This window comes from Bisbaumannia salifodinae, from assembly GCF_055388505.1.
On record NZ_AP043781.1, the window covers coordinates 2,952,461 to 2,966,426 of the forward strand.

Sequence of the window (13,966 nt, forward strand, 5' to 3'; positions counted from 1 at the left end):
ATGCTGTCGCTCGAAGGACTCCATATCACCCGCGGCCAGGGGGCGGCCGGCCATGAGGTCCGGCTGCCCGGGCTGGAGCTTGCCAGCGGCGAAGTCCAGGCCGTGGTCGGCCCCAGCGGCTGCGGCAAGAGCACCCTGCTGGAGGCCATCGGCCTGCTGCTGACCCCGAGGGCGCTGAGGCGCTTCACCCTGGGACCGGAGCGCACCGATCTGGCCGCCCTGCTGCAGGGTGGCAACGAGCGGGCGCTGGCCGAGATCCGCGCCCGGGACCTGGGCTTCCTGCTACAGAGCGGTGGTCTGCTGCCGTTTCTGAGCGTGCGCGACAATATCGCCCTGCCGCGCCGCCTGCTGGGGCTGCCGCCCCAAAGCGAGCGGGTGGCCCACGCCTGTGACGTGCTCGGCCTGGCGCCGCTGCTCGACAAGCGCCCCGGGGCGCTGTCCATCGGCGAGCGACAGCGCACGGCCTTCGTGCGCGCCATGGCCCACGAGCCGCGCCTGCTGCTGGCCGACGAGCCCACCGCGGCCCTCGACCCCCAGGCCGGGGAGCGACTCTTCGGACTGATCGTCTCGCTGGTGCAGGAACTGGACATGGCCGCCCTGGTGGTCTCCCACGACCTCGCCCTGGTCACCCGCTTCCGGCTGCCCCGGCTGGTCGCCACCCTGACGCCGGGAGGATGTCGCTTTGCCCCTGCCACCTAGCGCTATGCCCCCGATGAGCCGTGCCCGGCTGATCCTGCGCCTGGCGCTCCAGGACCTATGGCACGACCGCTACGTGTCGCTGTGCATTGCCGCCGCCCTGGTGGCGGTCATCGCTCCTCTGCTGCTGCTGTTCGGGCTCAAGCATGGGGTCATCAGCCAGTTGCAACGCGAGTTGCTCGACGACCCGCGCAACCTGGAAGTGCGCATGCTGACCAGCGGCAGCTATGACGAGGCCTGGCTGGACCAGGTCCGCGCCCTGCCCGGTGTCGGCTTCGCCATCGGCCAGACCCGCTCGCTCAATACCCAGGCCGATCTGCTGCGCGACCGTCGGCACTTCCTGGAAGGCGTCGAGCTGGTTCCCTCCGCGCCCGGCGACCCTATGCTGGAGGAGGCGGGCGCCGTTCCGGAGGGCGACGGAGTGGTACTCAGCGAGCCCGCCGCCCGTCGCCTGGGTGTCGCCGCCGGCGACACCCTGACCCTGGCCGCCAGCCGCCGGCTCGACGATCGCCCCGAACGCGGACGCCTGGAGGTGACCGTGCTGGGCGTGCTGCCGCCGGCCCGCTTCCCGCGCCCCGCGGCCTTTATCGACCTGCCGCTATTGATCGAGCTGGAGCGCTTCCGCGATGGCCACCCCAGCCCGCGGCTGGGCGTGGCGCATGGCAATCGGCGCGACGATTACCCGCTGCGCTATGCCCGCGCACGTATCTTCGCTAGCGACGACGAGGCCGTGGCCGGCGTGGTGGCGGCGCTGGAAGCCCGGCACATCGATACCGCCAGTCGCCTGGCCGAGATCGAGAACGTGCGGGCCATCAACCGCGTACTGGGGCTGATCTTCGGGGTGATCGCCATCACCGCGCTGATCGGCTGCCTGGCCTCCATGGCCGGGGCCTTTATGGCCAACATCGACCGCAAGCGCCGCGAATATGCCGTGCTGCGGCTGTTGGGCTTCCACAAGCCCGGGGTGGCCGCCTATGTGGCCGCCCAGGTCGGCCTCTTGACCCTGGTCGCCTTCGCCGCCGGACTGGGGCTGTTTGCACTGGGCTCCGCCGTCTTCAACCGCGCCCTGGCCAGCAGCCACCTGGCGGCCGGGGTCGTCAGCCATATCACCGTCGTCCACGCCCTGATTGCCCTGGGCCTGACCCTGGCCGTCGCCCTGCTGGTGACCGCCTTGAGCGTCGCCAGGGCATTCGGCATTCAGCCCGCGGAGAGCCTACGTGAAGCCTGATCACTACTGCATCGCCCTGGCCGCCGGCCTGAGCCTGGTCACTGCCGTTCATGCCGAGGAGCCCTGGCCCGAGCGGGTCTACAACCCCTCGCCCCTCGAGGACGATGTGATCCTGCCCCTGCCCTGCGGCGGCGCCATGGCGTTTCGCCGGGTGCATGTGCCCGTCGACTCCCCCCTGGACGACTTCCCCGTGCGAGTCGGCCAGGACGGCACCGGCTGGGGCTATGTCGAACAGAGTCGCCCGGCCTTTATCTCCGGCAGCTTCAGCGGCGAGGACCCTGGCCCGTCGCGCCACTACCTGCTGGCCAAGTACGAACTGACCGAGCTGCAGTACCAGGCCCTGATGGCCGAGGAATGCCCGACGCCCTCCAACCGTCGGCGCCTGCCCAGGGTCGAGCTCAGCTGGTTCGAGGCCATGCGGCTCAGCGATGCCTACAACCTGTGGCTACGCGACCAGGCCCCGGACGCCCTGCCCCGAGAGGATGGCGCCCTGGGCTTTCTGCGCCTGCCCACCGAGGTGGAATGGGAGTTTGCCGCCCGCGGCGGCCTGGAAGTCGGCACCGCCGAGTACCGCGACACCCGCTACCCCATGCCCGAAGGGCTCAACGCCCATGAATGGTTCGCCGGGGCCCAATCCTCCAACGGCCGACTGCAGCTGGCGGGCCTGCTGGCCCCCAACCCCCTCGGCCTGCACGACATGCTGGGCAATGCCACCGAAATGATGTTCGAGCCCTTCCGCCTCAACAAGCTGGATCGCCAGCACGGCCAGGCCGGTGGCTTCGTGGTGCGTGGCGGCAGCTACCTGACCCCCCGCGAAGACCTGCGCAGCGCGCTGCGCGGCGAGGAGCCCTACTACGCGAGCAAGGCGCATAACCGCGGCCGCGCCACCGGCCTGCGCCTGGCGCTGGTGGCGCCCACCCTGACCTCCCGGGAGCGAATCGCCACCATCGAGGAGAACTGGGCGGCGCTGGGCCAGGGCGAGGAGGAGCTCGACGGCTCGCCGGGCACGGTGGCGCAACTCGCCGAACTGGCCTCCGACGTCGAGGACGACGCCCTGCAGGAGCAGCTGCAGTCGCTGGAGCGCCAGCTGCGCGCCAGCAACCAGCGCCAGGAGGAGGCGCGCGACCAGGCCATCCGTGCCAGCCTCAATCTCGGCGCCTTCCTGTGCACCAAGCTCGAGGATGACGGCGTCTTCTTCGACTTCCTGGCAGACAACTATCGCCTCAACTGTGAAGGCGATAACCCGGACGCCAGTTGCGCCATGCGCGAGACACGCCTAGCCGAGCAGGAGCAGCGCCTGCAGGGGCTGAGCCGCTACTACGCCAGCAGCCTGGTGGAATCGGCCACCCTCTACGGCAGTGACGCCATTGCCCGGCAGGTCGAGGTCTTCGGCGAGATCCTCTCGCGCAACCCGCAACTGAGCGGGCTCGGCCCCTACCTGCAGACCTACTGGCAGCATCAGCACCAGTACCTGGAGGACCAGCGCATCACCGCCGAGGCCTGGTTGGAGAGCTGCAAGGCCATGGCGAATTCATAACCATCCACACATCACGCAAGGGAACCGACCATGACACTGACCCTGCCCGCCCCCTTCAAGCAACTGCTGCTCGGCTCCGCCGTGGCCGGCGCGCTTTTCCTGACGGGCTGCGCCAGCACCGGCAGCAACATGCTGGGCGCCAATGCCTCCGCCGACCCGCGCCTGACCCAGGGCAATGATGCCGAATTCTTCAGTAAGTCCGGCTTCCAGGCCTGCGCGGCCGGTGCCGCCGTCGGCATTGCGACCTGCATGCTCAGCGGTACCAGTGACCGCACCACCTGCGCCATCGTGGCGGGTATCGGGGCCTGTGGGGTCGCCCTGGGCGGCAACTACTACCTCGACCAGCGCCGCAGCGAATATGCCTCCAGCACCGAGCGTCTCGAGGTGATGAGTCAGGACATCCAGGAAGACACCCAGCGAGTCATCGCCCGTACCGAAACCGCCCGCCGGGTCATGGCCGACGACCGCGCCCGGATCCAGCGCCTGGAGCAGGAGATCGCCGAGCAGCGCGTCGATCAGCAGGCCGCCGAGCGCGAACTCGCCGCCATCGATGACAACATCGATATCCTGCGCCGCGACCTGAACAATATGCGACGCACCGTGAGCGAGTATGAGGAAGTGGCCCAACTGGAGCGCCAGCAAGCCGGCCCCGGTAAGATCGTCCAGGTCGAGCAGGAGATCGAGGTAATGAATCAGCAGGTCCTGGCCTTGCAGCAGGAGGTCGATGACCTCTACAGCATGCGTTCCGCGATTACCCTGGGCTAAGGAGAGCCGCATGACACCCCGCCTTCTCATGGCCGTGGGCGGCCTGGCGCTACTCGCCGGCTGCGCCACCACTCCCGAGGCCTGCGACCCCTACCAGCGCGACGCCAGCCTGCTCACCAAGCTCTCCTGCGATGCCGGCGGCGGCTATCGGGCACGTATCGATGCCGGCGAGCGGCAGGTCGAGCTCGACCGCGAGGAGAACGCCCTGTTCCGCGAGATCCACCGTCAGATCGCCGAACAGCAGCGCGCCACCCGCAACGAGCTGCGCGTCACCAATCGCCAGCATCACGAACTCGAGCGCAACGTTCAGGTACTGGTAACCCGCCTGCAACGGCGCTCCCAGGAGCAACTGGGACTGCGGCACCAGCTCAACGAGCTGGAACGTCAGCTGACCGAGACTCCCGCGCCCTCGGCCAGTGAGGCCGACGCCCTGGCCGAGCGCGAAGCGCGCCTCGAGGCGCTCCAGCAGCAGGTCAGTCGCCTGCAGCAGAGCCTGGGCTATGGCCCATGATCTCGTTCGCCCCCCAGGCCGCCAGGGAGGGCCGCCATGCAGCGCCTCTTGCGCGATGAAGGCCATGCCCTCGTCGACCCCGAGCTACCGAAACGCCAACAGGCCCTGATCCACCGCCACTGCCCGCCGAGTATCGGCAACCTCTTCGCGCTGCCGCGCACGGGGCGTGACGGTGGCCTGGAGTGGTGGAGCGAGCTGCCCGGCCAGCCATGCCCCTTCGCGGCGCTCTCCGCGGCGGAGCAGGCTCGGCTAATGGAGCGGCTGACCCAGCGCCTGGCGGCGCTAGGCAGCCTGATCGATGCGCTGGAGCGGTGTGGCGATCCCGCCGCCCAGGCGCTGCGGGGCCTGCCGACCCAAGCCACCGAGGAGAGCCTCTACTCGGTGGGCGGCGACCCGGTAGTGATCCGCTGGGCCCCACTCAGGGCGGTCGACACCCCGCCTCCTCTGGCAAGTTCAGCTCCGTCTCCCGCTCAAGCACCGGTCAAGAGGCGACGCCTGCTACTGGTGCCTGTGATGCTGCCGCTGCTGCTAGGAGGTCTGGCACTGCTGGGCCTGTGGCTGGCCTTTCAGCATTGGAGCGGGTTCAGCTCATTGTGGCCACAAGGCGAGCGCCCCATCGAGCACCTTGATCCACAAGACCATGCGGAGCCAGCCTTAGGCACTGGAGATATTCAGGTCACTCTGCGTTGGAATGGCCTCGATGACCTGGACTTGGCTGTCCTCGATCCCAATGGCGACACCGTCTTCTTCGCCAATACCACGACCCCTTCCGGGGGAGAACTTGACGTGGATTCCAATGCTGGCTGTACAACGAGTTATTCGCCCCCCATTGAAAACATCTTTTGGGACTCGCGTACGCCTCCTGATGGCGACTATGTCGCCACCGTCACCCTCTATGAGCGTTGTCACGAGCATAGCGAGCCCATTCCCTTTGAGCTCGCCATTACCATTGACGGCAGCACCGTGATTCATAGCGGGTCAGTGAGTAACCAGTCTCTCCGTCAGTCCTTGGAGTTCTCCTATCCCTAGGCAGGAACCCACACCACAACCAGACCACTGAAACACCAAGCACACAAGGAACGAAGATGTCTCAACTAAAGAATGAAATTGCCCCGGCTCTGCTGCCCGCAGTGATCAGCGCCCTGATAGTCTGCGTGGTACGATTTTTTACCATCCCATGGAGCATCTGGAAGGGTGCAGCCCTGCGGTTGGCCGATATGCGCCATCAGGATGAAGCGGAGAAGCAGACCTCCGATCGCACTGAATTTCCCGTTTTCGACTGGCTGCGCACGGCCTGGGATGGACTGATCTTTCTCTCTTGGTTCGTCGGGGTGCTGATTAGCCTGATGACTTTTTTCACCGTCGCCTTCAGCCACTTCGGCAGCATTATTGGTGGACTCTCCGCCATGATTGGCGTCCTGATCACCACCTACTTCTCCGTGATAGGAATGTCACTGGCGAAGGAGGCACTGATCATCATCCTGTCGATTGCGCTCAATGTCGAGCGACTTTCCAAGGATAACCGAAACTAAATACTATCTTAGGAATGGGAGCCCGTCCCAAGGGATACAAAGATACTACGCAGAGAAAAAGGGGAAAAGGCATAAGAATGAAAATCAAGAGAATAAGCCTCGGCCTTGCCACAGCAGCACTGGTCGCTATTTCTGGTTGTTCAAACACTGTTCCAGCCTGCAGTGACACAGTGACAGTTGACCTCGTTAAAGAAATAGCAGACAGGGAAATGGCCAGGCAATTTGGCCCAAATGTCGCATCACTCTTCAGCTATTCCGTGGAGTCAATAAGAACCACATGGACAGACGAGCAGACGGGGGCGCATGAGTGTGCTGCTCAACTGGCCATGACTGCCAGCAACACTGGTCAGACAGATGAAGGGCCTATCACCTATACCGTCGAGGTAACGGATGATGGCGAAGAATTCTTCGTCAATGTCTATGGACTGTGATACCTGAAACCGCCAACAAGGAAGGATATGTCAGATGAGCAATATCAACGAGCTAAAAGACAGCCTGAACACCAAGACCCTGAACCTGGTATTGCTTACCATAGCTACCGGTGGGATCTATCCGCTTCTCTGGATCTATAAAAACACCTCGACCATCGAACGGATTACAAAAAATAATATCGCCAGCTCAACCTTTACCATCTGGATTGCCGTCTGCGTGGGACTAGGGGGCGCCTTGGCCGGAAGCGGCGTCGTGTCCATCGATATTGTTTCGGGTATCTTGACGATTGCCTCATGGGTGCTCTATATCATCTGGGCATTCAAGGCAAAAAAAGCCGTCCAGGAATATGCCCTTCATGAGCATAAAGTCGACCTCAAGACCAACGCCTTCTATACCATCCTGTTCACGCTTTACTACGTAAACTACTGTATCAACGATCTGCCCGAGGCCAAGCGGAAACAGAACATCCTCGCCGGGAATGATTCCGAAAGCGTCGAAGCCTAGAGACAAGGCTTCGGGTGATCTGACCATCCATTAAGCCACCTCAACTGGCAGCAGGCCCGGCACATTGCAGTGCCGGACCTGCTCCACCCTTCCCAAATCAATGCACGGCATGCTGCCTACCTCGCCAAGGGACCGCCCGCTTACCCATCACTCCTTGGGGAACTCTCCCCCAGCCCCAACTGCCGATGCATACTCTCCAGGGTGGCGAGCGCCTCCTGCTCGCTGGCATCGGGCTCGAGGATCGCATCCCCCTTCCCCTCCTCTGCCCGTCGCAGATCAAAGGCGTAACGCCGGGTCAGGCTCTCGATATTCATACGAATCGGCAGCAGCTGCAGCGACAGGGCCTGGCGTTGCCGGCGCCGCCGTTCCCGCACACCCTCATCCAGGGCCTCTTGAATCTGTCGGTCCAGGGTCAAGGAAGCATAGGTCTCGATCTGCCCCAGCTTGGGCAGAATATGCGTGAGAAAGTGGCTGGCGGTCAGGCTCATGGGGCTCCTCGGACGCTAGGGGCGGGACTCCCGCCGGAATCAGTCTTCCTATACTATCGGCTATATCGGCAAGATCTTGAGTAGCGATACGCCCTTCACCTTGGCCATCTATTGTCCAGCCCCTTATACCAGCCCGACGCCCACGTCATCGGGGTTATTGGGGTCATCAGTTTTGACGCGCCGATGCACCAGGGTTACTATAACCCCAAACAGGTGCATGGAGTCGGAGTTGAAGAGCAGCGAGCTGATCAAGGAACTCGAAGCGGATGGCTGGGTACTAGATCGCATCAAAGGCAGCCATCATCACTTCAGGCACCCGACCAAGCCCGGCACCATCACCGTGCCGCATCCGAAGAAGGATCTGAAGAAGGGCTTAGTACAGGCCATCAGAAAGCAAGCCGGCCTCAAGTGAGGCCGGCCACCCCGGCTCCCCACAGGAGAAATGACATGCATTATCCCATTGCTATCGAAGTGGGTGACGATCAACACGACTATGGCGTGGCAGTGCCGGATCTGCCGGGCTGCTTCTCGGCCGGCGACACCTTCGACGAGGCGATCATCAACGCCCGCGAGGCCATCGAGGGGCATCTCGAGAGCCTGGCCGAGCACGGCGACCCCATCCCCTCGGCCAGCGCCATCGAGAAGCACCTAGCGAATCCCGACTATGCCGGCTGGGTATGGGCCGCCGTCGAGATCGACATGACCCCCTATCTGGGGAAGAGTCACAAGGTCAACGTTACCCTGCCCGACCTGCTTATCAAGCGCATCGACAACGCGGTCGAGCGCCACGCCGAGTTCAAGAGTCGCTCCGGCTTTCTCGCCCGTGCCGCCCTGCACGAACTCGAACGCCACGCCCAGTGACGCCAGCGCCCCGCCACATGGCCGGGGCGCATCGTATCAACGGCGAAGTGAGAGATTCTCTGTTGCCCCTCAGGGGCAGGAGCCTGGTATTGATGACCACCGAGCAACCTTTCCGTGAATCACTGCATCCCGTCACCCTGAATATCGGCCAGGCATCAGTGGACTTTAGCGATCCCACCGAACCGCATCGACCGCCTGTTGCAGCCAAACGTTAACGGCGCATCTGTCGGCCGCTTGCGACAGTCGGCACGCCGCACTAGTCTGCCTGGAACGCTCTCCACCTTGTGGCTCGCCAATGTCCCATCAGCCTCCCCCCCTGGTCTTCCAAGACATGCTTACCCACCATCAGGATCGCGCCCTGCTACAGGAGCTCTGGGAGCACTTCCCCGAACACATGTTCCTGATCCGCGTGGAATCCCCACAGCGATTCGTGGTCGAGGCGGTGAATCCCGCCCAGCAGACCACCATCGGCTACCCCTGCGTGGGGCTGACCATCGAGGAGTTGCTGCCCGACGCCGAGCAGGCGCGCAGCGTCACCGACCACTACCGTGACTGTCTGGCCTGCGACCACCCGCTCCGCTACGAGGAGATCGGCCACTTTCACGAGGAGAGCGGCGAGCCGCTGCACTGGCTGACCCTGCTGGTGCCGCTGCACGACGACCAGGGGCGCACCACCCATCTGTTCGGCATCTCCCAGAACGTTACCGAGCTGCGCCTGGCACGCCAGGCCCTAGAGGCCCAGAACGCGCGCCTCGAGGCGCTGGTGGCCGAGCGCACCGCCGAGCTTCAAGCCAGCAATGCGCGGCTGGAGGCACTCGCCAGTCGCGACGAGCTCACCGGCATCGCCAACCGCCGCCAGTTGATCACCCTGAGCGAGCACGCCATGCAGCGCGCCCGCCGCCAGCACACCCCGCTGGCCCTGCTGATCCTCGATATCGATGGCTTCAAGGCGATCAACGACACCCGGGGCCACCTGGCCGGCGATGCCATCCTGCGCGAGGTGGCGCAGACCCTGGCCGATACCCTGCGCGAAAGCGACCTGCTGGGGCGCTTCGGCGGCGACGAGTTCGTGGCTGTGCTGCCCGACACCCGCGCCGAGGATGCCCGGCACCTGGCGGAGCGGCTGCGCGGGGCGGTGACCCAACGCTGCGGCTGCACCCTCGGCCTGGGCATCGCCGACTTCACGCCCCACGACGACTTCGCCTCCCTGGTGGAGCGTGCCGACCGCGCCCTGCTACGCGCCAAGCGGGCCCGAGGCGCCTCGCGCTGAGGCGTTGACGCCGCGGTCAGGGGGACTCCAGAGACGACAATCCGGCGCGACCGGGTGCTATTCCCCATCCAGATAACGGCAGACCTTCTCGCCCAACAGCAGAAACAGTGCGATCACCACCGCAATGCCCAAGCGCAGCGCCGCCGTGATATAGACCCCCGGGCCCGCCACCGAGGCATATTGAAGCGCCTCGAAAAACAAATAGCCCCCCATCGCCAGGCTAAGCACAGCAACCGCCCGAAAGGCCACGGCCAGTGATAGCCACTCGGCGGCCGGTTTTTCAGTTTGGAAATCGTCCTTGGCGTCCATTTTTTAATCTCCTCTATTCTGAAAATAGTTCTTCTCAGACTGGCGTGAATACCACAGTGGGAGCTCGGCGATCCGGCTCCCCGAAAAAATGTCACCGATGACACCCCAGTAGCTTGATCCATTTTGACTGGCCACAATCACTGGTCGAATCCAGGAACCACAGTATAACGATACCTTTCCGCAAAGAGCATCACCTCACTACCTGATGCGGCAGCCATCTCAAGCCCACAACATTCAAAACAGGAGTACTCCAAAGACTCGAGCTCGCCTACGACTGCCGCCTCCAGATTTTCTGGAAAACAGCCACAAACAACATTGAAATGAGGGGTAAAATCCTTACACCTTCTACTAAAGCAAACTTTATAGTCCCCGGCGGGCTCTAGAGCTATCAGGGAGCACCCCTCTCTCAAGAAATCACGAGCAAACGCAAGATCACCGGTACAGAAAAGAGATCTCGACCGAAATACCAAACCAAACTTAGCCTTGAACCTAAGTTGCACGCCCCTATCGCTGTGGTGGATCAAGTCGCTGCCAGGTCGCTGAGGGCGCTCATGAAGCGCCTGCTCCAGCGCATCCAGCACCATGTCGGTGCGGGGTGTGCGGGAGACTCGCCAGCCGATGATCCGGCGGGCAAAGGCGTCGATGACGAAGGCGACATAGACGAAGCCCTGCCAGGTCGCGACATAGGTGAAATCCGACACCCACAGCGCGTTCGGCTGAGTCGGTTGAAACTGCCGCTGCACCAGGTCCGCCGGAGAGGTCTTGTTAGGATCTGGCACGGTCGTACGGACCGGCTTGCCTCTCACCACGCCACGCAGCCCCATCCGGCGCATCAGGCGCTCGACGGTGCAGTGAACGGCTGGGATAGCTTCTCGATGCAATTGGCAATACCGTAAACACCGAAGTTCTCATCCCAGACGCGCTGGATTTCATCGCACAGCCAGTGATCGCGCTGGACTCGGGGCGGCGCGCAGTCAGGCTGGGCTTCACGGGCCTGGTGCTCGTAGCACGTCGACGGGGCGATCGGCAGGACACGGCAGATCGGTTCGACCCCGTACGACGCCCAGTGATCATCGATGAACTCGATCATCACTTGCCGCGGCGCAGGAAGGCCTGCCCGTCGCACTACGCCTGGGCAAAATACGCGGACGCCTTACGCAGGATCTCGTTGGCCTGCTTCAACTCCCGGTTCTCGCGCTCCAGCGCCTTGATCCGCTCACGCTCTGAGGTCGTAGTGCCTTCCCGGCGACCCGCCTCACGCTCGGCCTGCCGGACCCAGCTCCGCAGGGTTTCCGGCGTGCAGCCGATCTTGGGGGCAATGGCGCCGATGGCCGCCCACTGCGAGGGGTAGTCGGCCTCGTGGTCGAAAACCATGCGTACCGCCTGCTGGCGTACCTCGGGGGAGTATCGTTTTGATGTGCTCATGGCTCCATCCTCTCAAGGTTTGGAGCCTCCGGGAATCCCGGTACGGTTCACTTGCCTGTCGGGCCCGACCGCTGAGGGACTAGCCTGGCCGCACTTTCTAAAACCTAAATGCCTAATAGTGTATGTAATGGACGCCATTTCCCGGCTACGCCGCCTGCAAGGGGTGGGTAGTCTAAGCGGGTGCCTATCAGGAGGATTCGCTCATGCCTTGTCTGACTTCCGAACAGCAGCGCGCCATGATGGCCGAGCTCGTGGCGACGATAGAGCGTTTTCACTGCGATACCCTGGGAGTGCCCCAGGCCTATGAGGCCAGGCGTTTCGATACGCAACTCAGTGATCATGATCAACTGACAATCCTGCTCTGTCCCGTGGGGGAGGCGGGATAATCGGGGACAGGCCCCCATTGCGGATATCTGTCCGCTGCCACCCTTCTGGCTGGAGCATACCCACGACTACATCCAGTGGCTGTTTCCGATTCCCGAGGCGGGGCGCTTCAACGGCTTCGCTCCGCTGCTGGTCGAGGAAGCGAGAATCGCCTTCGCCGACGACGAGTCTCTGCGTGTCAAGCAACGGCGTTCGCTCGACGTGATGCTGGCCTTCTTTGGCCTGGCGCGCCGGGAGCGGATCATCGACCCGCTGGCCGACCTCAATATGGGTGAGCATATCTGGCTGAAGCGTGGCGGGCACAACCACCTGCGTATCTCGCGGATCATCCGCAGCCTGCATCTCTGCCATCAGCCGGAACTGGCGGCGGCTTTCCAGCACGCCGTCATCACCACCCAGGGCGTGGTGTCCGAACAGTCTCTGGGGTATTGGCGAGCCGCCACGCAGACATGACACCGCCTCACGGGGGACTAAGGAAAAGACATGAGCAAATACCGTTCTAACCGCGCCATTGTCGTGCTGGAAGCTCCCTGGGAGTTGGATACCGACGATGCCAATCGCACCAGCGTGCTGCCGTTTATCGAAGGCATTGCCAAGTTGACTGGTGATACCGAGGTCCACTACGCCAACTTCTACGATGAGCGCAGTTTCCAGATGGCCCTGGACTGCCTCTGCAAGGGCACTTTCGACAGCCGCACGGTCTACATCGCCGCGCATGGCTATAAGCGCACTATTGGTGGCATGGATATCGTTACGCTGCTGACGAAAATCGCTCTCAAGTCGAAGAAATATCACATTACCGGCGTGATGCTGGGATCCTGCTTCGTCGGCGAACACGCAACTTCCATGGAGGTCTGCCTCCAGGAATCCCGGCTGCGCTGGTGTGCCGGCTACGCCTCGGAGTCAAAATGGCTGGAAGGCACGCTGATCGACTGCTCAATCCTCGCCCATATGTCCGCGCTGAAGGATGAAGTCTTCGATCACCGCGAGCGGATCGCCAGTGAACTGGCCGGCGCCATTGAGCCGTTCCGTGCCGACTACCCCATCGGCGATGACTACCAACGCAATCCGGTGAGGCTGGGAGACTCCCTGCGGTTTGTCGCTCAGCCCCGTGGGCGCGGCAACCGCGCACGGGATGTCACTGCGCTGGTCTGGGGGTAATCGGGGACAGGCCCCACTCCGCCCCGCCCGGCGTGCCACGGCTGCCGGGCGGGGCTGTGCTATGCTGGGGCCGGAACGCCACGGAACTAAGTGTTTAGTTGCGGTCCGACGTCTCGACGATTCTGTCGAGTCCCATTCCCCCAACATCGTCAGGTATGCTCCCGCTACGCCCTGACGGTACTGTCGAGGATCTCGAGCAACTTGTCGTATCTTCCGACAGCGGGACATCCATTCTGGTGACCTCGAAGCGCTCGAAGCTCACCAGAAAGAATATCACCGAATATCAAGATGAAGCCGGTATCGGCTCCCACTCCCCTTTATGCCAGTGATAGCCTGCTATGCTTCCAGCATGAAGCTCATCATGCCAAGGACACGCAATCGCCATCAAGGTTTCCAATCGATCCTGAGGCCACTTTCGTACGATATCAGCCATTGCTTTCCGGGTGGATTTTTCATTATCTTTATCCACGTAAGCGAACACCATTATCTTTACCGGAGAAGCCATATTAATAACTTTCTTGAAGTCAAAAATCACTTCCTCGGTCGTTCTCGACGGAGAGGATAACACCCCCCACTCGCTTTCCAGAGACAAGAGAATGCGGTGATTAGGATCATGATATGTATAGTCACACAAGAATTCTCTGTCTTTTGTCGTTCCATTCCAGTACGACTTACCTTCTACAGGAAAATGCTCAGGCTGCGCCTTGCACGCCGCATCCACAGCTTCAAAAATACGCAGCGTATCATCCGCATTGTAGGTCTTGGCAACCAGATCCCGCCCTCGAGAGAGGTTCAGGGAATTTCTAAATTCAGCAAAGAAACATTTAGGATCGAAAGTCATAAAAAACTCACTTCTATGGATA

The 13,966-nt window shown here is 62.6% G+C and carries 19 protein-coding genes, 1 pseudogene and 1 other annotated feature; of the genes and pseudogenes, 16 read left to right on the top strand and 4 right to left on the bottom strand.

Going from position 1 to position 13,966, the window contains the following annotated elements; all coding sequences use genetic code 11:
* The 9 genes from ACZ5EF_RS13840 to ACZ5EF_RS13880 all read left to right on the top strand — a co-directional run bounded on the left by ACZ5EF_RS13840 (position 1) and on the right by ACZ5EF_RS13880 (position 7,205).
* Positions 1-699: an ABC transporter ATP-binding protein gene (locus ACZ5EF_RS13840; protein WP_346063328.1), complete on the top strand. Its 699-nt coding sequence runs from the start codon at positions 1-3 to the stop codon at positions 697-699.
* Positions 683-1,924 carry an ABC transporter permease gene (locus ACZ5EF_RS13845; RefSeq protein ID WP_346063327.1) on the top strand — a complete coding sequence of 414 codons (1,242 nt, stop codon included), beginning with the start codon at positions 683-685 and terminating at the stop codon, positions 1,922-1,924. Before ACZ5EF_RS13840 ends, ACZ5EF_RS13845 begins: the two co-directional genes overlap by 17 nt.
* Entirely contained in the window at positions 1,914-3,461 is a 1,548-nt protein-coding gene (locus ACZ5EF_RS13850) for a formylglycine-generating enzyme family protein (protein ID WP_346063326.1), read from the top strand. The genes ACZ5EF_RS13845 and ACZ5EF_RS13850 overlap by 11 nt, the downstream gene beginning before the upstream one ends.
* 30 nt (positions 3,462-3,491) lie before the next feature.
* Positions 3,492-4,226, top strand: a complete 735-nt coding sequence (locus ACZ5EF_RS13855) for a hypothetical protein (RefSeq protein ID WP_346063325.1) — start codon at positions 3,492-3,494, stop codon at positions 4,224-4,226.
* Between the two features lie 10 nt (positions 4,227-4,236).
* A complete protein-coding gene (locus tag ACZ5EF_RS13860) occupies positions 4,237-4,737 on the top strand; it encodes a hypothetical protein (RefSeq protein ID WP_346063324.1) in 501 nt (166 codons plus the stop codon).
* Positions 4,738-4,773: 36 nt separating this feature from the next.
* Positions 4,774-5,766 (top strand): hypothetical protein, encoded by a 993-nt coding sequence (locus tag ACZ5EF_RS13865; RefSeq protein WP_346063323.1) that lies wholly within the window; start codon positions 4,774-4,776, stop codon positions 5,764-5,766.
* Positions 5,767-5,822: 56 nt separating this feature from the next.
* Positions 5,823-6,269: a hypothetical protein gene (locus ACZ5EF_RS13870; protein ID WP_346063322.1), complete on the top strand. Its 447-nt coding sequence runs from the start codon at positions 5,823-5,825 to the stop codon at positions 6,267-6,269.
* A gap of 77 nt (positions 6,270-6,346) precedes the next feature.
* Complete coding sequence (locus tag ACZ5EF_RS13875) at positions 6,347-6,700, top strand: hypothetical protein (protein WP_346063321.1); 354 nt, start codon at positions 6,347-6,349, stop codon at positions 6,698-6,700.
* Between the two features lie 34 nt (positions 6,701-6,734).
* Positions 6,735-7,205, top strand: coding sequence for a DUF4234 domain-containing protein (locus ACZ5EF_RS13880; protein ID WP_346063320.1), 471 nt, complete (start codon positions 6,735-6,737; stop codon positions 7,203-7,205).
* A gap of 140 nt (positions 7,206-7,345) precedes the next feature.
* On the opposite strand, the gene ACZ5EF_RS13885 is transcribed toward ACZ5EF_RS13880, so the two are convergent.
* The gene (locus ACZ5EF_RS13885) at positions 7,346-7,693 is read right to left on the bottom strand and encodes a hypothetical protein (protein ID WP_346063319.1); all 348 of its coding nucleotides are present in this window, start codon (positions 7,691-7,693) and stop codon (positions 7,346-7,348) included.
* A 229-nt stretch (positions 7,694-7,922) separates the two neighbouring features.
* Between ACZ5EF_RS13885 and ACZ5EF_RS13890 the strand changes: the two genes are divergently transcribed.
* The 4 genes from ACZ5EF_RS13890 to ACZ5EF_RS13905 all read left to right on the top strand — a co-directional run bounded on the left by ACZ5EF_RS13890 (position 7,923) and on the right by ACZ5EF_RS13905 (position 9,824).
* On the top strand, positions 7,923-8,105 hold the full coding sequence (locus tag ACZ5EF_RS13890) for a type II toxin-antitoxin system HicA family toxin (protein WP_346063318.1): 183 nt from the start codon (positions 7,923-7,925) through the stop codon (positions 8,103-8,105).
* 35 nt (positions 8,106-8,140) lie between these two features.
* Positions 8,141-8,554, top strand: coding sequence for a type II toxin-antitoxin system HicB family antitoxin (locus tag ACZ5EF_RS13895; protein ID WP_346063317.1), 414 nt, complete (start codon positions 8,141-8,143; stop codon positions 8,552-8,554).
* Between the two features lie 92 nt (positions 8,555-8,646).
* Positions 8,647-8,769, top strand: coding sequence for a hypothetical protein (locus tag ACZ5EF_RS13900; RefSeq protein ID WP_346063316.1), 123 nt, complete (start codon positions 8,647-8,649; stop codon positions 8,767-8,769).
* 80 nt (positions 8,770-8,849) lie between these two features.
* Positions 8,850-9,824, top strand: coding sequence for a GGDEF domain-containing protein (locus ACZ5EF_RS13905; RefSeq protein WP_346063315.1), 975 nt, complete (start codon positions 8,850-8,852; stop codon positions 9,822-9,824).
* A gap of 57 nt (positions 9,825-9,881) precedes the next feature.
* Here ACZ5EF_RS13905 and ACZ5EF_RS13910 read toward each other — a convergent pair whose 3' ends face one another.
* Both ACZ5EF_RS13910 and ACZ5EF_RS13915 read right to left on the bottom strand, forming a co-directional pair.
* Positions 9,882-10,133: a hypothetical protein gene (locus ACZ5EF_RS13910; RefSeq protein WP_346063314.1), complete on the bottom strand. Its 252-nt coding sequence runs from the start codon at positions 10,131-10,133 to the stop codon at positions 9,882-9,884.
* A 494-nt stretch (positions 10,134-10,627) separates the two neighbouring features.
* Positions 10,628-11,558 (bottom strand): annotated as a pseudogene (locus tag ACZ5EF_RS13915) (IS3 family transposase); the annotation flags it as partial.
* Positions 11,149-11,280, bottom strand: a sequence feature (AL1L pseudoknot). Its footprint overlaps the pseudogene before it by 132 nt.
* Positions 11,559-11,761: 203 nt before the next feature.
* On the opposite strand from ACZ5EF_RS13915, the gene ACZ5EF_RS13920 reads away from it, so the two are divergent.
* From ACZ5EF_RS13920 to ACZ5EF_RS13930, 3 genes are all read left to right on the top strand, one after another.
* Complete coding sequence (locus ACZ5EF_RS13920; protein ID WP_346063313.1) at positions 11,762-11,944, top strand: hypothetical protein; 183 nt, start codon at positions 11,762-11,764, stop codon at positions 11,942-11,944.
* An 88-nt stretch (positions 11,945-12,032) separates the two neighbouring features.
* On the top strand, positions 12,033-12,395 hold the full coding sequence (locus ACZ5EF_RS13925) for an opioid growth factor receptor-related protein (protein WP_464123370.1): 363 nt from the start codon (positions 12,033-12,035) through the stop codon (positions 12,393-12,395).
* A gap of 30 nt (positions 12,396-12,425) precedes the next feature.
* Positions 12,426-13,103: a hypothetical protein gene (locus tag ACZ5EF_RS13930; protein WP_346063312.1), complete on the top strand. Its 678-nt coding sequence runs from the start codon at positions 12,426-12,428 to the stop codon at positions 13,101-13,103.
* 283 nt (positions 13,104-13,386) lie between these two features.
* Here the strand turns inward: ACZ5EF_RS13930 and ACZ5EF_RS13935 are convergent, their stop codons facing one another.
* The gene (locus ACZ5EF_RS13935; protein WP_346063311.1) at positions 13,387-13,944 is read right to left on the bottom strand and encodes a hypothetical protein; all 558 of its coding nucleotides are present in this window, start codon (positions 13,942-13,944) and stop codon (positions 13,387-13,389) included.
* Between the last annotated feature and the right edge of the window lie 22 nt (positions 13,945-13,966).